Raw genomic sequence first — 21311 nt, forward strand, 5'->3', positions numbered from 1 at the left:
ACTCGTTAGAAGAATCGCGGATCGTCGAAGACACCGGACGCGAGCAGATAGACGTAGAAGTCGGCGAGCGCCACGCTCACCAACGACGCCCAGGCGAGCAGCATGTGCCGGGCGTTGAGCCGGCCGACGAACTGCCACGCCTTGTAGCGCACGGGGTGTTTGGAGAAGTGCTTGAGCTTGCCGCCGACGATGTGCCGGCAGGAGTGGCAGGACAGCGTGTACAGCCAGATCAGCGTGATGTTGACCAGGAAGACCAGGGTGCCGAGACCCATGTGGCCCCAGTTCTCGTGGGTGTCCCGGAAGGACAGGACCGTGTCGTAGGTCAGCACGCAGGCGACCAGCAGGGCGGCGTAGAAGAAGTACCGGTGGATGTTCTGGAGGATCAGCGGGAAGCGGGTCTCACCGGTGTACTTGGCGTGCGGCTCGGCCACCGCGCAGGCCGGCGGGGACGCCCAGAAGCTGCGGTAGTAGGCCTTGCGGTAGTAGTAGCAGGTCAGGCGGAAGCCCAGCGGGAAGATCAGGATGATGATCGCCGGGGAGATCGCCCACCAGCTGCCGAACAGGTCGGCGTTCGGCCCGGACGGCATGTCCTTGCAGTTCTCGGCCAGACAGGGCGAGTAGAACGGCGAGACGTACGGCGCCGAGTAGTAGTGGGCGTTCGCGAAGGCCCGCCAGGTCGAGTAGACGACGAACGCGAACAGACCGGCCGCGGTGACGGCGGGCGCCAGCCACCAACGGTCGGTCCGCAGGTGCGGGGCGGAGATCGCGGCGCGCGTACGGGTGCGTACGCCGCCGCTGTTCGGATGTGGTTCCGTACCAGTGGCCAACGGATGACTCCGGTCGGTTCGGGGATCGGGGGCCTGCGGGCGGCGCTCCTACGGCGCGCGCCGGTCGCGGGCGCCGAGACCCTCGTCGTCCGTGTCCGTCCACAGGTTGATGTCGTACGGGTCGTCGGAGATGGTGACGAGATCGGGGCGCTTGCCGGGGGCGCCGGCGTGGGCCGCCTCCCGCAGCAGTGCCACGCTCTCGCGCAGGTGATCGGCGTCGGCGCGGACACGGCGCATCTCCAGTCCGCCGCTTCCGAGCTGCTGCTCCAGGCGGCCGACGGACCGGTTCAGGTCCTCAAGGCAGCGCTGGACTGACGTCAGGTCGTCGTGCACGGACATGACGTGACCTCACTTCCACGGACTCCAGGTCCAAGGCGGCAACGTTCATGCGCCTGCGAGTGTTGCGCGTCACACCTGCCGATGTGAAGCCATGTGCAGCGATTGGCGGATTGCATGCCTCCGTCGCGCGCCCGCACGCGCTCTCTGTGCGCCGGGGCATTGCGCCGCACGGGTGGCCTTTGACCGTCCCCGCCGCCGTGTCGTCCCCGGCCGACGGACCCCGTCCATTTCAGTGGGGTCCGTACTTCTGACGTACATGTGATCAACTCCAAAATACCCCCAAATGTGAACAGACCGCACCCGTGTTCACGGGGCCTCCCGGAGGTAAGCAGAGATGTCTCACCACGGCGTCGGCCACAGCGCCCGTTCAGGGGCGCGGGGAACTGCGCGACCAGCCACGACGGCGCGGCAGTCGAACGACGGCGGCACCCTCCGGCGCGACCAGCGGAACCTCGCCCGTGCCGTCGGCTTCCTCGCCGCAGGCGCGCTGGCCGTCCCCCTCCTCGCCGGCTGCGGCTCCGACGACGAGGGCAGCAAGCCGCTCGCCGCGCAGGACATCGCGGCGGCCGCCCGGGACTCGGTCGCCGAGGGCGGCACGCTCAAGATGGCCGTGGACGCCGTACCGGAGACCCTCAACACCTTCCAGGCCGACGCCGACGCCGGCACCACCCGGGTCGCCCAGGCCGTCCTGCCGTCCATGTTCACCATCGACGCCACCGGCAAGCCGGTCCGCAACCCCGACTACCTGGAGTCCGCGAAGGTCATCGAGACCGAGCCGCGCCAGGTCGTCCTCTACAAGCTCAACCAGCAGGCCGTCTGGAGCGACGGCCGGGAGATCGGCGCCGCCGACTTCGCCGCCCAGTGGCGCGCCCTGTCCGGCAAGGACTCCGCCTACTGGACCGCCCGCAACGCCGGCTACGACCGCATCGCCCGGATCGAGCGCGGCGCCAACGACCTGGAGGTCCGGGTCACCTTCGACCGGCCGTACGCCGACTGGAAGTCGCTGTTCTCGCCGCTGTACCCGAAGGACGTCATGGGCACCCCGGACACCTTCAACGACGGTGCCCGCCGCAAGCTGGCCGTCACGGCCGGACCCTTCCGGGTCGACCGGGTCGACCCCGCCAAGAAGGACGTGGTCCTCACCCGCAACCCGCGCTGGTGGGGCCGCCCGGCCAAGCTCGACGAGATCGACCTGCACGCCGTCTCCCGTGAGAAGCGGGCCTCGGCGCTCGCCGCCGGCACCGTGGACGTCGCCGACATCGACGCCTCCGAGGCCGAGCGGATCATCATCGCCGGGCGCGGCAAGGGCACCGGCACACCGTTGCAGGGCGCCGGCAAGACCTCCGCGAGGAAGCTGCGCTCCTGGGCGCTGACCCTCGGCATGGACGAGGAGAAGCTGCCGAAGGGGCCGAAGAAGCTCCGCAGGACCATCGCGAAGTGGCTGGAGCAGCAGCAGGAACTGCGCGCCTTCGACGTCCGCAAGTCGCTGGAGCCCGCCTACACCCAGCTCGCCCTGAACGGCTCCGAGGGCCCGCTCGCCGACGAGCGGGTGCGCCGCGCCGTGGCCCGCGCGCTCGACCGCCAGTCCCTCGCCAAGCTGGTCCTCGCCCCGCTGGGCCTGCCCGCCGTGCCGGTCGGCAGCCACCTCGGCCTCTCCGGACAGGCCGTCTACACCGACAGCAGCGGAGCGCTCGGCGGCCTCGACACCCACGAGGCGCAGGCGCTGCTCGCCGACGCGGGCTGGGTGGCCGGAGGGCCGGTCAAGGCCGGCGGCAAGGCGGCCGGCCCGGCGGAAGAGAAGACCGGGAACGGCGAGAAGGGCGACAAAAGCGACAAGAGCGACAAGGAAGACAAGTCCGACGGCGGGCGGGACGGCCAGTACGTCGTCGGGGAGGACGACAAGGGACCCGACGGCAAGGACACCCGCGACCACCAGAAGGACCACGCGCACGGGGCACCGGGGGCGTACGCGCCGAAGGGCACCGCCGCGCCCAAGGGGGCGGGGGCGCCGGCCGGACCGCTGGCCAAGGACGGGCAGGCGCTCTCGCTGCGGTTCGTGCTGCCGTCCGGGCCGGGCTCGGAGACGCTCCAGGCGGTCGCCGACCAGATCACGAGGATGCTGGACAAGGTGGGGATCCTGACCGAGGTCAAGAAGGTCCCGGACGACAGCTACTTCAAGGACCACATCGCCGCCGGGCAGTACGACCTCGCGCTCTACTCCTGGCCGGCGTCCGCGTTCCCGGCGACCGACGCGCGGCCGATCTACGCCAAGCCGGTGGTGGCGGCCGACGGCTCGCTGAACGTCGAGCAGAACTACACGCGGATCGGCACCGACCAGGTGGACCAGCTCTTCGACCAGGCACTGGGCACCCTGGACGAGGGCGAGGCGGACGGTCTGCTGCGCAAGGCGGACTCCCGGATCTGGGCCTCGGCGGGGTCGCTGCCGCTGTACCAGCGCCCCCAGATCGTGGGCGCCCGCAACGGCCTGGTGAACGTCGGGGCGTTCGGCTTCCAGACCCCCGTGTACCAGGACATGGGCTTCCTGAAGAAGGGCGCGAAGGTCTCCGCGAGCCCATCACCGAAGAGCTGACCGGTGCGGCGCGCCCCCTGTCCACCGGCGCCCGCGGCCTGGATCGTACGATCCAGGCCGCGGGCGTCCGTCGTCCGTGCACGGGGGACAGGGGGCACACATGCGTGGCACGGGGCGACGGATCCGGGTGGCGGGACCGGCCGCGGTGGCTCTGGCGGCGGTTCTGACGGCCTGCACCGGCGGCGGTGACGGCGGCGGTGACGGTGGCCGCGACGCCAGGGCCGGGGCGTGCACGGACGGCACGTTCACCTGGTCCGGCGTGACGCAGACGGACCGGCTGACCGGGGTCTCCGCGAGCGAACGGCTGGGAGCCGGCGGCGGCGTCCTGAAGAACCCGCTCCGCCGGGTATACACCCCGCGCGTCTCGGTGCGGGCCGAAGGCCCGGCGATCTCCCCGGCCGAGGTCCTCTTCTCCCTCGGGAAGCGGATCGGTGAGATCGACTCCACGGCCGCCACCCTGGCGGCCGACGACAGCGGCACCACCTACGCCTTCACCGACGCGCACGCCGAGGCGCCGTCCCTGGACGCCGGTTTCACCGGACTCGACGGGGCCGGGGACTTCGTGGCCTACGCCGGGGTGCGGGAGGTGACCGGCACCTTCCGCCACTCCTGCCCCGACGGTGCCTCCAGTACCGGGCGGGCCCGGAGCTGGAAGGTCGACCTGAACGGGGTCCTCGACTGCGACGACGCCGTCGACGAGGCCCTCGCCCGGCAGGCCGCGCGGCTTTCCTGTGAGGCGGGTGCGGCAGCCGCGAAGAGTGGCTGATCCGGCCCCTCCCGGGGCGTGTGTTCGGGCCCCGGGAGGCCGCGGCGGCGGCGGCCCAGTACCATGGGGTGAGGCCGTGGCGTGTTCAGCCCGGCAGGGTCCGCGGACACCGATGTACGCGCAGGCCCCTTCCTCACACTCCGGGAGTACGCCGCACTATGGCCACGCGCCACGACATCCGCAACGTCGCCATCGTCGCCCATGTCGACCACGGGAAGACGACCCTCGTCGACGCCATGCTGAAGCAGGCCGGTGCCTTCGCGGCGCACGCCGCCGAGTCGCTCGACGACCGAATGATGGACTCGAACGACCTGGAGCGTGAGAAGGGCATCACGATCCTGGCCAAGAACACGGCCGTGAAGTACCACCCCAAGGATGGCGGCGACGTCATCACCATCAACATCATCGACACCCCGGGCCACGCCGACTTCGGTGGCGAGGTCGAGCGCGGTCTGTCGATGGTGGACGCGGTGGTCCTGCTGGTCGACGCCTCCGAGGGCCCGCTGCCGCAGACCCGCTTCGTGCTGCGCAAGGCCCTCCAGCAGCGCCTGCCCGTCATCCTGTGCATCAACAAGACGGACCGCCCGGACTCCCGGATCGACGAGGTCGTCAACGAGACCTACGACCTCTTCCTCGACCTGGACGCCGACGAGGACCAGATCGAGTTCCCGATCGTCTACGCCTGCGCGCGTGACGGCGTGGCCTCGCTGACCAAGCCCGAGGACGGCACCGTCCCGCAGGACAGCGACAGCCTGGAGCCGTTCTTCTCCACCATCCTGTCGCACGTCCCGGCCCCCGAGTACGACGAGGAGGCCCCGCTCCAGGCGCACGTCACCAACCTGGACGCCGACAACTTCCTCGGCCGTATCGCGCTGCTCCGCGTCGAGCAGGGCGAGCTGCGCAAGGGCCAGACCGTCACCTGGATCAAGCGTGACGGCACGATGGCCAACGTCCGCATCACCGAGCTGCTGATGACCGAGGCGCTCACCCGCAAGCCCGCCGAGGTGGCGGGCCCGGGTGACATCTGTGCCGTCGCCGGTATCGCGGAGATCATGATCGGTGAGACCCTCGCCGACCCCGAGAACCCGATCCCGCTGCCGCTGATCACGGTCGACGAGCCGGCCATCTCGATGGTCATCGGCACGAACACCTCGCCGCTGGTCGGCCGTGGCGGTACCGGCAAGGGTGCCGACAACAAGGCCGCCGTCAAGGACCGCAAGGTGACCGCCCGCCAGGTCAAGGACCGCCTGGACCGCGAGCTGATCGGTAACGTGTCGCTGCGCGTGCTCGACACCGAGCGTCCGGACGCCTGGGAGGTCCAGGGCCGTGGTGAGCTGGCGCTCGCCATCCTGGTCGAGCAGATGCGCCGCGAGGGCTTCGAGCTGACCATCGGCAAGCCCCAGGTCGTCACGAAGCAGGTCGACGGCAAGACGTACGAGCCGGTCGAGCGCATGACGATCGACGTGCCCGAGGAGCACATGGGCGCGGTCACGCAGCTCATGGGCGTCCGCAAGGGCCGGATGGACAACATGTCCAACCACGGCTCGGGCTGGGTGCGCATGGAGTTCGTGGTGCCGTCCCGCGGTCTCATCGGCTTCCGGACCGAGTTCCTGACGCAGACCCGCGGCACGGGCATCGGGCACTCCATCCACGAGGGTCACGAGCCCTGGTTCGGCCCCCTCCAGACCCGCAACAACGGCTCCCTGGTCGCCGACCGCTCCGGTGCCGTCACCGCGTTCGCGATGACGAACCTCCAGGAGCGCGGTGTGCTGTTCACCGAGCCCGGCACCGAGGTGTACGAGGGCATGATCGTCGGCGAGAACTCCCGCTCCGACGACATGGACGTCAACATCACCAAGGAGAAGAAGCTCACGAACATGCGGTCGTCCTCGGCCGACACGTTCGAGGCGATCGTGCCGCCGCGCAAGCTCTCGCTGGAGCAGTCGCTGGAGTTCTGCCGTGACGACGAGTGCGTCGAGGTGACCCCGGAGGCCGTCCGGATCCGCAAGGTGAACCTGGACGCCCGCGAGCGGGCCCGCGCCGCCAGCCGCGCCAAGCACGGCTGACGCGAGCCGCCACAGCAGGACGCCGGGCACCCCGCACCGCGGGGGCCCGGCTCTCTGTGTTCAGGCCCCCGGGCCGAGGGATAGGGAAAACCCTAGGTCTTGCCGTGGAACGGCAAAGACGGACCGTACGGCACTAGGCTTTCTCACAGCGAGTGCTCCCCCCTGCGCCCATGCCGCAGCGGCCGGGATTCTGCAACTGGATTTTCATCCGACTCGCGTTCGGAATGCGAACATTCGCGACCGATAGATGTGTAACAAGTCCGTTTCGCAGGGATCTTTCGGCAAACCCTTTGTCCGGATTTTGGAAGATGTACGCCGAAGGTGTGATCGAACCGAGACCTTGCGAGTGTGGTTCGACCATGGCGGATGGCAGATAGTTAGGCGCGTAGAGCTCGGATCAACGAGTCGTGCGCCGTAGGCGGCGTCGACTCGCGGGCGCGGGGAGCACCTGACCGTTTCAGGCGCCGGTGACGGCGACGTGTCAAGTGCTCCTCCATGCGGTGAACCAATGGACTCATGAGGAGGAGCCCCATGCGTGGTGCCAAGAGCGCCAAGTGGGTTGCGATAGCTGCGGTTGTGGCGCTGGGGGCCACTGCGTGTGGCGGCGGCGGTGACGACAAGGGCAGCAGCAAGGCCGCGATCGACCCTAACGGTGTGTTTTCGGTCGAGTCCGGCGAGCCGCAGAACCCGCTGCAGCCGGCCAACACCATGGAGTCCTACGGCAGCATCGTCATCAAGTCGCTCTTCTCGCAGCTGGTCTCCTACGACTCCGCGGGCAAGATCGTCATGGTCAATGCCCAGTCGGTGGACAGCAAGGACAACAAGACCTTCACGGTCAAGCTGAAGCCGGGCTGGAAGTTCCACGACGGCACCGCGGTCACCGCCGATTCCTACGTCAAGGCGTGGAACTGGGCCGCCGCCCCGGCGAACAAGCAGACCAACAGCTTCTGGTTCTCCGACATCCAGGGCTACGACGACGTCGCGCCGGCCAAGGGCAAGCCGAAGGCCACCTCGCTCTCCGGTCTGAAGGTCGTCGACGACAGCACCTTCACGATCACGCTCTCCAAGCCGATGCCGTACTTCGTGTACAAGCTCGGCTACGAGGTCTTCTCGCCGCTGCCCGAGTCCTTCTACAAGGACCCGAAGGCCGCCGGCCAGCACCCGATCGGCAACGGTCCGTACAAGTTCGTCAGCTGGCAGCACAAGAAGCAGATCCAGGTCGCCAAGTTCGACGGCTACAAGGGTCCGGACGCCGCCAAGAACGGTGGCGTGATCTTCAAGAACTACGCCACCCCCGAGACGGCGTACGAGGACCTGAAGTCGGGCAACGTCGACGTCCTGACCCAGATCGCCCCCAAGGACCTGCCGGTCTACAAGCAGGACCTCGGCGACCGCGCGATCGACCAGCCGATCTCCGCGATCCAGACCATCGCGCCGGCGTTCTACACCAAGCAGTGGAAGAACATCAACCCGAAGGTCCTCCAGGGCCTGTCGATGGCGATCGACCGCGCCACCATCACCAAGACCGTGCTCAACGGCACCCGTGAGCCCGCGACGGGCTGGGTCGCCAAGGGCGTCCTCGGCTTCCAGCCGAACGCGGCCGGTGACGTCACCACGTACAACGCGGCGAAGGCCAAGCAGCTCATCAAGGAGGGTGGCGGCGTTCCGGGCAACTCCATCACCATCCAGTACAACGCGGACGGCGGTCACAAGGACTGGGTGGACGCGGTCTGCAACTCCATCACCAACGCCACCGGTGTGAAGTGCGCGGGCGACTCGAAGGCCGACTTCCAGGCCGACCTGAACGCGCGTGACGCGCACCAGGTCAAGTCCCTGTACCGCTCGGGCTGGGTGCTGGACTTCCCGATGAACGCCAACTTCATCCGTGACCTGTACGGCTCCAAGTCGGACGGCAACCAGAGCGGCTTCTCCAACGCGAAGGTCGACGCGGACATCGCCGCCGCCGACTCCGCGAGCTCGCTGGAGGACTCGGAGCAGAAGTACCAGGCCATCGAGAAGGAGCTGGTCAACTACATGCCCAGCATTCCGCTCTGGTACTACAAGGTCAACGCGGGCTACTCGGAGAAGGTTTCCGGAGTCAAGTTCGACCAGGCCGGCGACCCGGTGCTCACCGGCGTCCAGGTCGCGAAGAAGTAATCACAAGCCCGTATCCGGGGCGCGGTTCCGCCGCGCCCCGGGCAACGGCAGTAACTGGGGGCCCTTTCCGTACGCATCATTCAACGGTGCGCGGGGAAAGGGCCCGTCGGCTGCCGCTGTGACTGACATGGAGGCACGATGGGGCGCTACGTCGCACGACGACTGCTCCAGATGATCCCGGTCTTCATCGGGACAACCCTGCTGATCTTCCTCATGGTCTACGCCCTGCCCGGCGACCCCGTGCGAGGACTGTTCGGCGACAAGGGCGGCAGCCCGCAGGTGATCGCCCAGCTGAGACATCAGTACGGCTTGGACCAGCCGATCCTGGTCCAGTACTGGCACTACATGAAGAACATGATCCTGCACGGCGACTTCGGTACGCAGATCGCGAGCGGCCGTCCGGTCACGGACGTGCTCGGCGACGCGTTCCCCGTCACCCTCCGTCTGGCCGGTCTCTCCTTCCTCATCGAGATGGTGTTCGGCATCGCCCTGGGCATCGTCGCCGGTCTGCGCGCCGGGCGTGTCACCGACAACGCGATCCTGCTGTTCACCCTGCTGCTGATCTCGGTGCCGGTGTTCGTCCTCGGTTACATCCTCAAGGTCATTTTCGCCTTCGACCTGAACTGGCTGCCACCGAACGTCAACGACCCGACGAACTACAACGAGATGCTGATGCCGGCCATCGTGCTGGCGACCGCGTCACTCGCGTACGTGACCCGGCTCACCCGGACCTCGATCGCCGAGAACCTGCGCGCCGACTACATCCGCACGGCCATCGCCAAGGGCCTGCCGAAGCGCCGCGTGGTGGGCGTCCACCTCATGCGCAACTCGCTGATCCCGGTGGTCACCTACCTGGGTACCGACATCGGCGCCCTCATGGGCGGTGCCGTCGTCACCGAGGGCCTCTTCAACATCCAGGGCATCGGAGGCACGATCTACCAGTCGATCGTGCGCCGTGAGGGCACGACCCTCGTGGGCCTGGTGACCATCCTGGTCCTCGTCTACCTGCTCGCCAACCTGCTCGTCGACCTGCTTTATGCGGTCCTTGACCCGAGGATTCGCTATGCCTGACGTGACCAAGACCGTGCCCGAGGCCGCCGCCGAGGACGCCGCCGTCGCGGCGGCCGGAGGGGCACTGCCCGAGCCGAGCAAGCCGGAGAAGACGCGCAGCCTGTGGGGCGACGCCTGGCAGGACCTGCGGCGCAGCTGGATCTTCCTCGTCTCGGCGGCGCTGATCCTGCTGCTGCTGACGATCACCTTCTTCCCCGGCTGGTTCACCGGCGCCAACCCGACCTCGGGCGACCTGGCCAAGCACTTCCTCCAGAAGCCCAAGCTCGGCAACTTCTTCTCGGCCGACTGGCTGGGCTACGACCAGCAGGGCCGCAGCGTCTACGCCCGCGTCATCTACGGCGCCCGCGCCTCCATCGCGGTCGGCTTCGGCACGACGGTCGCGGTGACCGTCGTGGGCGGTCTGGTCGGCATGATCGCCGGTTACTTCGGCGGCATCGTCGACTCGATCCTGTCCCGGCTGACGGACGTCTTCTTCGGCATCCCGTTCCTGCTCGGCACCATGGTCTTCCTCACCTCCTTCCAGAACCGCACGACCTGGGTCGTCATCGGCGCCCTGAGCTTCTTCGGCTGGACGCAGATAGCCCGCGTGATGCGCGGCGCGGTGATCACGACCAAGCAGGCCGACTACGTGCACGCCGCCAAGGCGCTGGGCGCGAGCACACCGCGCATCATGTTCCGGCACATCCTGCCGAACACGCTGGCACCGGTGATCGTCGTCGCCACCATCTCGCTCGGCATCTACATCTCCGCCGAGGCCACCCTGTCGTACCTGGGACTCGGCCTGAACGGAGTGTCCTGGGGCAACGACATCTCCGACGGCGGCAACCAGATCCGAGTGGCGCAGTGGATCATGCTGTACCCCTCGATCATGCTGATCGTCACCGTGCTGGCGTTCATCATGCTCGGTGAGGCCGTGCGCAACGCCCTTGACCCGAAGATGCGCTGAGGGAGGCGTACGTGACCATCATCGAAGAAGCCTTCGTGCCCTCGCCGCGCGACAACGACGGCGGCCCGCTCCTCGAAGTGCGGGACCTGCACGTCGAGTTCCACACCCGCGAGGGTGTCGTCAAGGCAGTCAACGGCGTCAACTACAACGTCGCCGCGGGCGAGACCCTCGCCGTCCTCGGTGAGTCCGGTTCCGGCAAGTCCGTGACCGCGCAGGCCATCATGGGCATCCTCGACATGCCCCCGGCGAAGATCCCGCAGGGCGAGATCCGCTTCCGCGGCCAGGACATGCTCACCATGTCCGCCGACGAGCGCCGCAAGATCCGCGGCCAGCGCATCGCCATGATCTTCCAGGACGCGCTCAGCTCGCTGAACCCCGTGCTGTCCGTCGGCTACCAGCTCGGCGAGATGTTCCGGGTCCACCAGGGCATGTCCAAGAAGGACGCCAAGGCCAAGGCCATCGAGCTGATGGACCGGGTGAAGATCCCGGCCGCGGCGGCCCGCGTGAACGACTACCCGCACCAGTTCTCGGGCGGTATGCGCCAGCGCATCATGATCGCGATGGCGCTGGCCCTGGAGCCCGAGCTGATCATCGCCGACGAGCCGACCACGGCCCTCGACGTGACGGTCCAGGCCCAGGTGATGGACCTGCTCGCGGAGCTACAGCGCGAGTACAACATGGGTCTGATCCTGATCACCCACGACCTCGGCGTCGTCGCCGACGTCGCGGACAAGATCGCCGTGATGTACGCGGGCCGGATCGTCGAGACCGCCCCGGTCCACGAGCTGTACAAGCGGCCCGCGCACCCCTACACCCGCGGTCTGCTGGACTCGATCCCGCGCCTGGACCAGAAGGGCCAGGAGCTCTACGCGATCAAGGGTCTGCCGCCCAACCTGCTGCGCATCCCGACCGGTTGCGCCTTCAACCCGCGCTGTCCCAAGGCCCAGGACATCTGCCGTACGGACATCCCGGCGCTGCTGCCGGTGACCGAGCAGGACGGCGGCGAACTGCCGGGCCGGGCCTCGGCCTGCCACTTCTGGAAGGAGACGCTCCATGGCTGAGCTCAGCAAGAACGACGAGCCGCAGGACGCCACGCCGAACGTCTCCGACGTGGACGTGGTGGAAGCCGCGTCCGAGGAGGCCTCGGTCGCCGCGATCGAGGCGACCGTCGAGCGGGGCGAGCCGATCCTCCAGGTGCGCAACCTGGTCAAGCACTTCCCGCTGACCCAGGGCATCCTGTTCAAGAAGCAGATCGGCGCGGTCAAGGCCGTCGACGGCGTCTCCTTCGACCTGCACCAGGGCGAGACCCTGGGCATCGTGGGCGAGTCCGGCTGCGGCAAGTCGACGGTGGCCAAGCTCCTGATGAACCTCGAGCAGGCGACGGCCGGCGAGATCTTCTACAAGGGCCAGGACATCACCAAGCTGTCCGGGCGCGCGCTGAAGGCCGTCCGCCGCAACATCCAGATGGTGTTCCAGGACCCGTACACCTCGCTCAACCCGCGTATGACGGTCGGTGACATCATCGGCGAGCCCTTCGACATCCACCCCGAGGTGGCCCCGAAGGGCGACCGGCGCCGCCGGGTGCAGGAGCTGCTGGACGTCGTCGGGCTCAACCCCGAGTACATCAACCGGTACCCGCACCAGTTCTCCGGCGGCCAGCGGCAGCGCATCGGCATCGCGCGCGGCCTGGCGCTCAACCCGGAGATCATCATCTGCGACGAGCCGGTGTCCGCGCTGGACGTGTCCGTCCAGGCACAGGTCATCAACCTGATGGAGCGGCTCCAGGACGAGTTCAACCTGTCGTACATCTTCATCGCGCACGACCTGTCGATCGTCCGGCACATCTCGGACCGGGTCGGGGTCATGTACCTCGGCAAGATCGCCGAGATCGGTTCCGACGAGCAGATCTACGAGCACCCGACGCACCCCTACACCCAGGCGCTGCTGTCGGCGGTCCCGGTCCCCGACCCGGAGGCCCGTGAGCACCGCGAGCGGATCATCCTCACCGGTGACGTGCCCTCGCCGGCCAACCCGCCGTCCGGCTGCCACTTCCGCACCCGCTGCTGGAAGGCCCAGGACAAGTGCGCCGAGGAGGTTCCGCTGCTGGCGATCCCCGAGCGCTTCAAGGCCTCGGACACCCCGGCGTCCCACGAGTCGGCCTGCCACTTCGCGGAGGAGAAGGACGTCGTCCACGCGGCCTGACGCCCCACCCCGCCACGGTTCCCGGTATCCCCGAGGGGTACCGGGAACCGTCATGTCCCGAGGAGACGGCCCGGATGCTGCACCATGTCGAGCTGTGGGTTCCCGACCTGTCGCGCGCGGCCGGCGAATGGGGCTGGCTGCTGGGCCGGCTCGGCTACCGCCCGTACCAGGAGTGGGCGGACGGCCGTAGCTGGCGCATGGGGGAGACCTATCTCGTCGTCGAGCGGTCGCCCGCGATGACGGCCGGCGCGCACGAGCGGACCCGTCCGGGCCTCAACCACCTCGCGTTCCACGCCGGGCCGGCCGCCCGGGTCGACGAGCTGGCGGACAGCGCGCCCGCGCACGGGTGGTCGCCCCTGTTCGCCGACCGTTACCCGCACGCGGGCGGACCGCGGCACTACGCGGCCTATCTCGTGAACAGCGACGGTTTCGAGGTGGAACTGGTCGCCGCGGACGGACCGCCGGCCGGGCTCACGCCGTGATCCGGGCCCGTGCCCAGTGGCAGGCCACCTGGCGGCCGGTGGTGCCGTCCAGGACCCCCGGGTCCTGGGTGCGGCAGGCGTCCGCGACGCCCGCGCGGGCCGCCGTGCCGTCCGCCAGGATCTGGCAGCGGGCGTGGAAGCGGCAGCCGGCGGGGATGCGGGACGGGTCGGGCGGCTCACCGGTCAGCACCACGGGCTCGCCCGGCGCCTCCGGCAGCACCGACAACAGCGCCTGGGTGTAGGGGTGCCGGGGAGCCGTGAGGACCTGTTCGACGTCCCCCGTCTCCACGATCCGGCCCAGGTACATCACCGCGACCCGGTCCGCGATGTTCCAGGCCAGCCCCAGGTCGTGGGTGACCACCAGCGCGGCCAGCCCCAGTTCGGCGCGCAGCCGCAGCAGCAGGGCCAGGATCTCGCCGCGCACGGAGGAGTCCAGGGAGGCCACCGGCTCGTCGGCGACGATCAGTTCGGGCTCCAGGACGAGGGCGCCCGCGATCACCACCCGCTGGCGCTGCCCTCCGGACAACTGGTGCGGATAGCGCAGGAAGAAGCGTTCCGGCGGTCGCAGCCCCGCGTGCGCGAGGGCCGCCGCGACGGCCGCCCGCTCGTCCCCCGTACGGCCGTGGACGCGCAGTCCCTCGGCCACCGCGTCGTACACGGTGTGCCGGGGGTTGAGCGAGCCGGTCGGATCTTGCAGCACCAGCTGGACCCGTCTGCGGTACGCCTTCAGCGCGCGCGAGGAGTACTCCAGGGGCTTCCCGGCGAAGGTGACCCGTCCCGCGGCCGGCTTCACCAGGCCGAGCAGGGAGCGCGCCAGCGTCGTCTTCCCGCAGCCGGACTCGCCGACCAGCGCCACGATCTCCCCGGCCCGGACGGCGAGTTCGACGCCGTCCACGGCCCGGACCCCGGCGGCGCCGTGCCGTCCGGGGAAGACCACGCGCAGGCCCTCGGCGCTGAGCAGCGGCGGCGGTGTCGTCGTCATGAGGTGCTCCTCGCGTCCTCGGCGGCGGGGGCCGGTCCGGGGACCGCCGCCCCCACGTGCACGCAGGCGGCCCGCCGGTCCGGTCCGGCGTCCCGCAGCGGCTGGTCCCGCGTGGCGCACACGTCCAGCGCCACCGGGCAGCGTGGATGGAACGCGCAGCCGGCGGGCGGCGCCGCCGGATCGGGCGGGTCGCCGGGCAGACCGCGCGGCGCGAACCGGGAGGCGGGATCGCCGATGCGCGGGAACGCCGCCGACAGGGCCCGCGCGTACGGGTGCCGGGCGTCCTCGTAGACCTGGCGGGCGGGGCCCTCCTCGACGACGCGGCCCGCGTACATCACGGTGAGCCGGTCACAGGTGTCGGCGAGCACCGCCAGATCGTGGCTGATCATGATCAGACCCACGTCCTGGTCCGCCACCAGCCGCTCGATCAGCCGCAGGATCTGCGCCTGGATCATCACGTCCAGGGCCGTCGTCGGCTCGTCGGCGACGATCAGCCGCGGGTCGCAGGCCAGCGCCATGGCGATCATCACGCGCTGGCGCTGCCCGCCGGACAGCTCGTGCGGATACGCGGCGGCCCGGGACGCCGGCAGGCCCACGCGCTCCAGCAGTTCACCGGCCCGCCGCCGGGCCGCGGCGGCCGTCGCCCCGCGGTGCAGCAGGACCGGCTCGGTGATCTGGTCGCCGACCCGGTGCACCGGGTTGAGCGAGTGCATCGCCCCCTGGAACACGATCGAGGCGCCCGCCCAGCGCACCGCCCGCACCTGCCCCCAGCGCATGGTCAGCACGTCCTCGCCGTTCAGCAGGACCTCCCCGGACACCCGCGTCCCGGCCGGCAGGAGTCTGAGCAGCGCCAGCGCCAGTGTGGACTTGCCGCACCCCGACTCGCCCGCGATGCCCAGCTTGCGGCCCGCGGCCAGCGTCAGGTCCACGCCCCGCACCGCGGCCGCGCCGCCCGGGTAGGTGACCTCCAGGTCCCGGACCTCCAGCAGGGTCAACGGGTCACCCCCAGCCTGGGATCGAGGACGGCCTCCACCGCACGCCCGCACAGTGTGAACGCCAGCGCGACCACCGCGATCGCGATGCCCGGCGGCAACAGGTACCACCAGTCCCCGGCGCTGACCGCGCCAGCCTCGCGCGCGTCCTGAAGCAGCCCGCCCCACGAGATGACCGTCGGATCACCGAGCCCCAGGAAGGCCAGCGTCGCCTCCGCGAGGATCGACGAGGAGATCATCAGCGTGGTCTGGGCGAGGACCAGCGGCATCACGTTGGGCAGCACGTGCCGGGTCATGACGTGCCAGTGGCCGCCGCCCAGCGCCCTGGCCCGTTCGATGTACGGCCGGGACTCCACCGCGAGCGTCTGCGCACGCACCAGGCGGGCCGTCGTCGGCCAGGAGGTGACGCCGATGGCCAGCACCACCGTGCCCAGCGACCGGGACATCACGGTGGCCAGCGCGATGGCGAGCACCAGGGCCGGCATCACCAGGAACCAGTCCGTGATCCGCATCAGCACGGTCGCGTACACCCCCCGGAAGTGGCCCGCGGTGACCCCGACGACCGCGCCGATCACCACCGACAGCACCGCCGCGAGCAGCCCGACGAGCAGCGAGACCCGGGAGCCCCACACCACCAGCCCCAGCAGGTCGCGCCCGAACCGGTCGGTGCCCAGCGGGAACTCACCGCTCGGCGCCTCCAGCGGACCGCCGGGCGCGTCGGTCACCCCGGCCACCCCGGAGCCGACGGTCAGCGGCGCGGTCAGCGCCACCAGGGCGAACAGGACCAGCGCGGCCAGGCCGGCCAGCCCGGCACGCCGGGTCCGGTACTGCCGCCAGAACCGTACGGCGGAGGCGCGGCGCCGTCGCCACGCCAGCGCACGAGGTCCGGCGGCCCCGGGCGCCCCGGCCTCGGCCGCCCCCGGCGCCGGGGGAGTGGCGCCGGCCGTCATCGGCCCACCCGGGGGTCGAGCAGGGGGTACAACAGGTCGGCCAGAGTGTTCATGACGATCACCGCCGAGGCGAAGAAGAGGAACAGCCCCTGCACCAGGGGCAGGTCGGGCACGCTCAGGGCCTGGTAGAAGAGGCCGCCGAGGCCGGGCCAGGAGAAGACCGTCTCGACCAGGATGACGCCGGCGACGGTCCGGCCGAGGTTGACGAAGACCAGGGTGACCGTGGGCAGCAGGGCGTTCGGGACCGCGTGCCGGCGGCGCACCAGGTCGTCCCGCAGGCCCTTGGCGCGGGCGGTCGTGAGGTAGTCGCTGCCCATCTCGTCCAGCAGCGCCGAGCGGGTGACCAGCAGCGTCTGCCCGTACTCGACCGCGACGAGGGTGAGCACCGGCAGGACGAGGTGATGGGCGACGTCGAGGACGTGGGCGAGGCCCTGCTCGCCGCCCGACTCCATGCCGCCGGTCGGGAAGAGGCCGGGGACCGGGCCGAGGCCCACCCCGAACACGATGATGGCCAGCAGACCCAGCCAGAACGACGGGACGGAGTACAGGGTCAGCGCCAGACCGGTGTTGAGCCGGTCGCCGAACCGGCCGTGCCGCCAGGCCGAGCGGGTGCCGAGGTACATCCCGAGCGCGGTGTAGATCACGAACGCCGTACCGGTCAGCAGCAGCGTGTTCGGCAGTGCCTCGCCGATCTTGTCGACGACCGGGGCGTGGAACTGGTACGACGTCCCCAGGTCGCCGGTGAGCGCCTTGCGGCAGTAGTCCGTGAACTGCTCCCACACCGGCAGGTCCAGCCCGAACTCCTCGCGGTACGCGGCGAGTTGCGCGGCCGAGATCGGCCTGCCGCCCGTCATGGTCCGGACCGGGTCGCCGGGGATCAGCCGGAAGAGGAAGAAACCGGTGACGAGGACGGCCAACAGCGAGACGGCGGCACCGCCCGCCTTGGCCACGCCGTAGCGCAGGTAGGCGGCGGCCGTGCGGGCCCGCGGTCCGCGGACCGCCGGACCGGCCGGGGCCGGCAGCGGGTCCGGACCGGCCGGGGCGGACGGTGCGTCGGGAGCGGTGGGCTGCATGGGCTACTCGCGGTCGTCGGCCGTGGCGCGGCGGCGCCTGGCGAGGAACACCCCGGCGCCCGCCAGGACCACGACCCCGGCGACGACGCCCACGACGATCCCCGTCGAACCGCCTCCGGAGGAGCCCGCGGAGTCGGCGGGCACCGCCGACCACCAGCTCCAGTAGCCGTCCTGTCCGTAGATGTTGCCGGCGGCCTCGGGCATCGTCTCGATCGACGCGATCTGGTCGGTGCGGTAGGCCTCGACGGCGTTCGGGTACGCCATGACGTTCATGTACCCCAGGTCGTACAGCCGGGACTCCAGCTGTTTGACGACAGTGGCCCGTTTGGCGGGGTCGTACTCGGCGAGCTGCCGGTCGTACAGGTCGTCGTAGGTCCGGTCGCAGACGAAGTTGTCGGTCGGGCCGGTGTCCTTGGGGGTGGCCGGCAGGGCGGCGCAGGTGTGGATGGACAGCACGTAGTCCGGGTCGGGGTTGACGGACCAGCCGTCGAAGGCCAGGTCGTACTTGCCCGCGAGCCAGGGGTCGGTGACGTTGTCCAGGCAGTCGAGGGTCATGCCGATGCCGAGCTTGGCCCACCACTCCCTGAGGTACTGGCCCACGGCCTTGTCGTTGGGGTCGGTGGCGTGGCACAGCACCCGGTAGTTCAGCGGTCTGCCGTCCTTGCCGACCCGTCTGCCGTCGGCGTTCTTCCGGTAGCCGGCCTGGTCGAGGAGGTGTGCGGCCTTCGCGGGGTCGTAGCCGAGCGCCTGGCCCGCGGACGGTTTCCAGAAGTACGTGGCGAAGCGCGGCGGGATGTAGCCCTGGCCCTCGACCGCGTGGCCCTGGAACACCTTGTCGATGATGGTCTTCCGGTCGACGGCCAGGAACAGGGCGTGCCGCACCCGCTCGTCGAGCAGGGAGGGGTCGCCGTCGCCGAACTTCCGGCCGTTCTTCGCGCGGGCGCCGGGGTTGGTGGCGAGGGCGTAGAAACGGCGGCCCGGGGCGTCGTTGACGCGGATGTTCTTCTGGCCATCGAGCGAGGACGCCTGGGCGGGGGTCAGGGCCGGCGCGCCCGCCACGAAGGAGACCTCGCCCTTGCGCAGGGCGGCCACGGCGGCGTCCTGGTCCTTGTAGTACCGGAAGACCAGCTCGTCGAACTTGGGGGCCCCGCGCCAGAAGTCCTTGTTGGCCCGGAGCCGGACGTAGCTGTCCGCCTTGTAGCCGGTGAGGACGAACGGCCCGTCGCCGACGACGGGGAACTTGGTGTCGTTGTTGAACTTGGAGAAGTCCGGCACGTCCTTCCAGATGTGCTCGGGCACGATCGGCACGTCCAGGGCGGTCATCGTGGCCTGCGGCTTCTTCAGTTCGATGACCAGCTGGGTGGGGCTCGGGGCCGTCACGCTGCGGAAGTTGGTGACGAAGTTGCCGTTCGCGGTGGCGGCCGCCTGGTCCGTCATCAGCTTGCGGAACGTCCACGCCGCGTCCTGGGCGGTCACCTTCTGTCCGTCCGACCACTTCGCGTCGGAGCGGATCGTGTACGTCCAGGTGAGCTTGTCGGCGGAGGCGGTCCACTTGGTGGCGAGGCCGGGGACCGGGTGCGCGTCCCCGGGGTCGTAGTCGGTGAGGTACTCGTACATCAGCCGCTGGACGCTGGTGCTGAGCAGCCGCGTCGCCAGGAAGGGGCTCAGGGAGTCGACACTCTGCGCGACCGCGACGGTGAGCACCTTGTCGCCGGTGGCGGCCGACGCCTGCCGCGTCAACGGGTCGAGCGGGGTCGCGAGCACCGCCGAGAAGGCCAGGGCGAGGGCACCGGCGGCCGCCAGCGGCCGGGGCGCACGGAGGCGGGAGCTGTTCGGGTGTGGACGCCTTGCGCTGTGCTGGGCTTGTGGGCTCATGGGGGGTGACCTCGCGTCATCGCTCGCACAGGGACGGCTTGTTCGGACTTCAGGGCCGGGGTCTCGCCCTGGTGACGCCAGTTGAGTGATGAGTGTGTCTATCAGCGGCCGTCCGGGTGCGTCAACGGCGCGTGAAGCCAGTGTGGCCTGCACAAAAGGCGAGTTGACGGCCATCGCGATCACCTTTGGTCTGTACCGGTGAAGGTGGCCTGGTAGAGCGCTGGCGCCGGTGGCGCCGCACCCGGGCGGAGCCACCCCTTCGGGTGGGTCCTGCTGCGGATGGGCGTAGCAAATATGCGTTATGCACTATTTCTGATGATATTGACCGGTAATGGATCACCCGTCATGGAGGAGGCACGCCATGCGTTCAGCGACGCACGCCCGGGGGGCGGTCTGCGCGGTGGTGGTGGCGCTGGCGGCCACGGCCTGCGGGGGCGGCGGCAGCGGTGGCGGTGGTGGCGAGAGCGGTGTGCTCAGCTCCTCCTGGGGCGACCCCCAGAACCCCCTGGAGCCCGCCAACACCAACGAGGTCCAGGGCGGCAAGGTCCTCGACATGATCTTCCGGGGGCTGAAGAAGTACGACCCGAAGACCGGCAAGGCGCAGAACATGCTCGCCGACAGGATCGACACGAGCGATTCGCAGAACTTCACCGTCACCCTCAGGAACGGCTGGGCCTTCTCCAACGGCGAGAAGGTGACCGCCAAGTCCTTCGTGGACGCCTGGAACTACGGCGCCAGCCTGAAGAACAACCAGAAGAACGCCTACTTCTTCGGCTACATCCAGGGCTACGACAAGGTCCACCCGGCCGGCGGCAACCAGAGCGCCGACACCCTGTCCGGTCTCCAGGTGGTCGACGACAGGACCTTCACGGTCCGGCTGAACCAGAAGTTCTCCAGCTTCCCCGACACCCTCGGCTACGCGGCCTTCGCGCCGCTTCCCCAGTCGTTCTTCACCGACCACGCCGGCTGGCTGCGGCAACCGGTCGGCGACGGGCCGTACCGCATCGAGTCGTACACCAAGGGCTCGCAGATGAACCTGAAGAAGTGGGACCTGTACCCGGGGGACGACAAGGCGCAGAACGACGGCGTGACCCTCAAGGTCTACACCGACAGCGACACCGCCTACACCGACCTGATCGCCGGCAACCTGGACCTCGTCGACGACGTCCCCGCCTCGCAGCTGAAGAACGTCAAGAGCGACCTCGGTGGTCGTTACATCAACACCCCGGCCGGGATCATCCAGACACTCGCCTTCCCCTACTACGACGGCGCCTGGAACAAGAACGGCTCGGAGAAGGTCCGCACCGGCCTGTCCATGGCCATCAACCGCAAGCAGATCACCGACACCATCTTCCAGAACACCCGCACCCCGGCCACCGACTGGACCTCGCCGGTGCTCGGCGCCGACGGCGGGTTCAAGGAGGGGCTGTGCGGGAGCGCCTGCGAGTACGACCCCGCCCAGGCCAAGAAGCTGGTCCAGGAGGGCGGCGGCATCCCCGGCGGCCAGCTCAAGATCACGTACAACGCCGACACCGGCTCGCACAGGATGTGGGTGGACGCCGTGTGCAACTCCATCAACAACGCGCTCGGCAACGACAAGGCGTGCGTCGGGAACCCGGTCGGCACGTTCGCCGACTTCCGCAACCAGATCGGGCAGCACAAGATGAGCGGGCCGTTCCGCGCGGGCTGGCAGATGGACTACCCGCTCATCCAGAACTTCCTCCAGCCGCTCTACTACACCAACGCCTCGTCCAACGACGGCAAGTGGTCGAACAAGGACTTCGACAAGCTCGTCGACCAGGCGAACGCCGAGACCGACACCGCCAAGGCCGTCTCGACGTTCCAGCAGGCCGAGGGGGTGGTCCGCGACAACATGGCCGCCATCCCGCTCTGGTACCAGAACGGCAGCGCCGGTTACTCGGACCGGCTGTCGAACGTCGCGCTCAACCCGTTCAGCGTCCCCGTCTACAACGAGATCAAGGTCAGCTGACCC

The 21311-nt window shown here is 69.6% G+C and carries 17 protein-coding genes; 10 read left to right on the plus strand and 7 right to left on the minus strand.

Features of this window, described 5'->3' with window-relative positions:
- Positions 1–5: 5 nt before the first annotated feature.
- Together AAW13_RS38515 and AAW13_RS38520 are read right to left on the minus strand one after the other, a co-directional pair.
- A complete protein-coding gene (locus AAW13_RS38515; RefSeq protein WP_046733866.1) occupies positions 6–827 on the minus strand; it encodes a hypothetical protein in 822 nt (273 codons plus the stop codon).
- Between the two features lie 48 nt (positions 828–875).
- A complete protein-coding gene (locus AAW13_RS38520) occupies positions 876–1166 on the minus strand; it encodes a hypothetical protein (protein ID WP_046733865.1) in 291 nt (96 codons plus the stop codon).
- A gap of 334 nt (positions 1167–1500) precedes the next feature.
- Here AAW13_RS38520 and AAW13_RS38525 point away from each other — a divergent pair, with 334 nt between their 5' ends.
- From AAW13_RS38525 to AAW13_RS38565, 9 genes are all read left to right on the plus strand, one after another.
- Positions 1501–3756, plus strand: coding sequence for an ABC transporter family substrate-binding protein (locus AAW13_RS38525; protein ID WP_046733864.1), 2256 nt, complete (start codon positions 1501–1503; stop codon positions 3754–3756).
- Positions 3757–3856: 100 nt separating this feature from the next.
- Positions 3857–4522, plus strand: a complete 666-nt coding sequence (locus tag AAW13_RS38530) for a hypothetical protein (protein WP_143145072.1) — start codon at positions 3857–3859, stop codon at positions 4520–4522.
- A 158-nt stretch (positions 4523–4680) separates the two neighbouring features.
- Entirely contained in the window at positions 4681–6588 is a 1908-nt protein-coding gene (gene typA / locus AAW13_RS38535; protein WP_046733863.1) for a translational GTPase TypA, read from the plus strand.
- A 531-nt stretch (positions 6589–7119) separates the two neighbouring features.
- Positions 7120–8745, plus strand: coding sequence for a peptide ABC transporter substrate-binding protein (locus AAW13_RS38540; protein ID WP_046733862.1), 1626 nt, complete (start codon positions 7120–7122; stop codon positions 8743–8745).
- A gap of 138 nt (positions 8746–8883) precedes the next feature.
- Positions 8884–9816 carry an ABC transporter permease gene (locus AAW13_RS38545; RefSeq protein WP_046733861.1) on the plus strand — a complete coding sequence of 311 codons (933 nt, stop codon included), beginning with the start codon at positions 8884–8886 and terminating at the stop codon, positions 9814–9816.
- Positions 9809–10762, plus strand: a complete 954-nt coding sequence (locus AAW13_RS38550) for an ABC transporter permease (protein ID WP_046733860.1) — start codon at positions 9809–9811, stop codon at positions 10760–10762. Before AAW13_RS38545 ends, AAW13_RS38550 begins: the two co-directional genes overlap by 8 nt.
- Before the next feature lie 11 nt (positions 10763–10773).
- On the plus strand, positions 10774–11823 hold the full coding sequence (locus AAW13_RS38555; RefSeq protein WP_046733859.1) for an ABC transporter ATP-binding protein: 1050 nt from the start codon (positions 10774–10776) through the stop codon (positions 11821–11823).
- Positions 11816–12964 carry an ABC transporter ATP-binding protein gene (locus tag AAW13_RS38560; protein ID WP_046733858.1) on the plus strand — a complete coding sequence of 383 codons (1149 nt, stop codon included), beginning with the start codon at positions 11816–11818 and terminating at the stop codon, positions 12962–12964. The genes AAW13_RS38555 and AAW13_RS38560 overlap by 8 nt, the downstream gene beginning before the upstream one ends.
- Positions 12965–13038: 74 nt before the next feature.
- A complete protein-coding gene (locus AAW13_RS38565) occupies positions 13039–13446 on the plus strand; it encodes a VOC family protein (RefSeq protein WP_046733857.1) in 408 nt (135 codons plus the stop codon).
- Here AAW13_RS38565 and AAW13_RS38570 read toward each other — a convergent pair.
- Genes AAW13_RS38570 through AAW13_RS38590 form a run of 5 tightly spaced genes read right to left on the minus strand, consistent with a single transcriptional unit; the run spans position 13436 to position 19318 of the window.
- Positions 13436–14428 carry an ABC transporter ATP-binding protein gene (locus tag AAW13_RS38570; protein ID WP_046733856.1) on the minus strand — a complete coding sequence of 331 codons (993 nt, stop codon included), beginning with the start codon at positions 14426–14428 and terminating at the stop codon, positions 13436–13438. The two genes, AAW13_RS38565 and AAW13_RS38570, sit on opposite strands and share 11 nt — an antisense overlap.
- Positions 14425–15423, minus strand: a complete 999-nt coding sequence (locus AAW13_RS38575) for an ABC transporter ATP-binding protein (protein ID WP_046733855.1) — start codon at positions 15421–15423, stop codon at positions 14425–14427. The genes AAW13_RS38570 and AAW13_RS38575 overlap by 4 nt, the downstream gene beginning before the upstream one ends.
- Positions 15420–16370, minus strand: coding sequence for an ABC transporter permease (locus tag AAW13_RS38580; protein WP_046733854.1), 951 nt, complete (start codon positions 16368–16370; stop codon positions 15420–15422). Before AAW13_RS38580 ends, AAW13_RS38575 begins: the two co-directional genes overlap by 4 nt.
- Positions 16367–17443: an ABC transporter permease gene (locus tag AAW13_RS38585; RefSeq protein ID WP_046733853.1), complete on the minus strand. Its 1077-nt coding sequence runs from the start codon at positions 17441–17443 to the stop codon at positions 16367–16369. Before AAW13_RS38585 ends, AAW13_RS38580 begins: the two co-directional genes overlap by 4 nt.
- A gap of 3 nt (positions 17444–17446) precedes the next feature.
- The gene (locus AAW13_RS38590) at positions 17447–19318 is read right to left on the minus strand and encodes an ABC transporter substrate-binding protein (RefSeq protein WP_079179139.1); all 1872 of its coding nucleotides are present in this window, start codon (positions 19316–19318) and stop codon (positions 17447–17449) included.
- Positions 19319–19679: 361 nt separating this feature from the next.
- Here AAW13_RS38590 and AAW13_RS38595 point away from each other — a divergent pair, with 361 nt between their 5' ends.
- Positions 19680–21308: a peptide ABC transporter substrate-binding protein gene (locus tag AAW13_RS38595; RefSeq protein ID WP_046733852.1), complete on the plus strand. Its 1629-nt coding sequence runs from the start codon at positions 19680–19682 to the stop codon at positions 21306–21308.
- Positions 21309–21311: the final 3 nt, after the last annotated feature.

Source organism: Streptomyces humi (assembly GCF_001005085.2).
In the GTDB taxonomy this organism is placed as follows: domain Bacteria; phylum Actinomycetota; class Actinomycetes; order Streptomycetales; family Streptomycetaceae; genus Streptomyces; species Streptomyces humi.

Coding starts and splice junctions, on each gene's coding strand:
- AAW13_RS38520 (WP_046733865.1), bottom strand. CDS start 1,166: ATGTCCGTGCACGACGACCTGACGTCAGTCCAGCGCTGCCTTGAGGAC.
- AAW13_RS38525 (WP_046733864.1), top strand. CDS start 1,501: ATGTCTCACCACGGCGTCGGCCACAGCGCCCGTTCAGGGGCGCGGGGA.
- AAW13_RS38530 (WP_143145072.1), top strand. CDS start 3,857: ATGCGTGGCACGGGGCGACGGATCCGGGTGGCGGGACCGGCCGCGGTG.
- typA (WP_046733863.1), top strand. CDS start 4,681: ATGGCCACGCGCCACGACATCCGCAACGTCGCCATCGTCGCCCATGTC.
- AAW13_RS38540 (WP_046733862.1), top strand. CDS start 7,120: ATGCGTGGTGCCAAGAGCGCCAAGTGGGTTGCGATAGCTGCGGTTGTG.
- AAW13_RS38545 (WP_046733861.1), top strand. CDS start 8,884: ATGGGGCGCTACGTCGCACGACGACTGCTCCAGATGATCCCGGTCTTC.
- AAW13_RS38550 (WP_046733860.1), top strand. CDS start 9,809: ATGCCTGACGTGACCAAGACCGTGCCCGAGGCCGCCGCCGAGGACGCC.
- AAW13_RS38560 (WP_046733858.1), top strand. CDS start 11,816: ATGGCTGAGCTCAGCAAGAACGACGAGCCGCAGGACGCCACGCCGAAC.
- AAW13_RS38565 (WP_046733857.1), top strand. CDS start 13,039: ATGCTGCACCATGTCGAGCTGTGGGTTCCCGACCTGTCGCGCGCGGCC.
- AAW13_RS38570 (WP_046733856.1), bottom strand. CDS start 14,428: ATGACGACGACACCGCCGCCGCTGCTCAGCGCCGAGGGCCTGCGCGTG.
- AAW13_RS38580 (WP_046733854.1), bottom strand. CDS start 16,370: ATGACGGCCGGCGCCACTCCCCCGGCGCCGGGGGCGGCCGAGGCCGGG.
- AAW13_RS38585 (WP_046733853.1), bottom strand. CDS start 17,443: ATGCAGCCCACCGCTCCCGACGCACCGTCCGCCCCGGCCGGTCCGGAC.
- AAW13_RS38590 (WP_079179139.1), bottom strand. CDS start 19,318: ATGAGCCCACAAGCCCAGCACAGCGCAAGGCGTCCACACCCGAACAGC.
- AAW13_RS38595 (WP_046733852.1), top strand. CDS start 19,680: ATGCGTTCAGCGACGCACGCCCGGGGGGCGGTCTGCGCGGTGGTGGTG.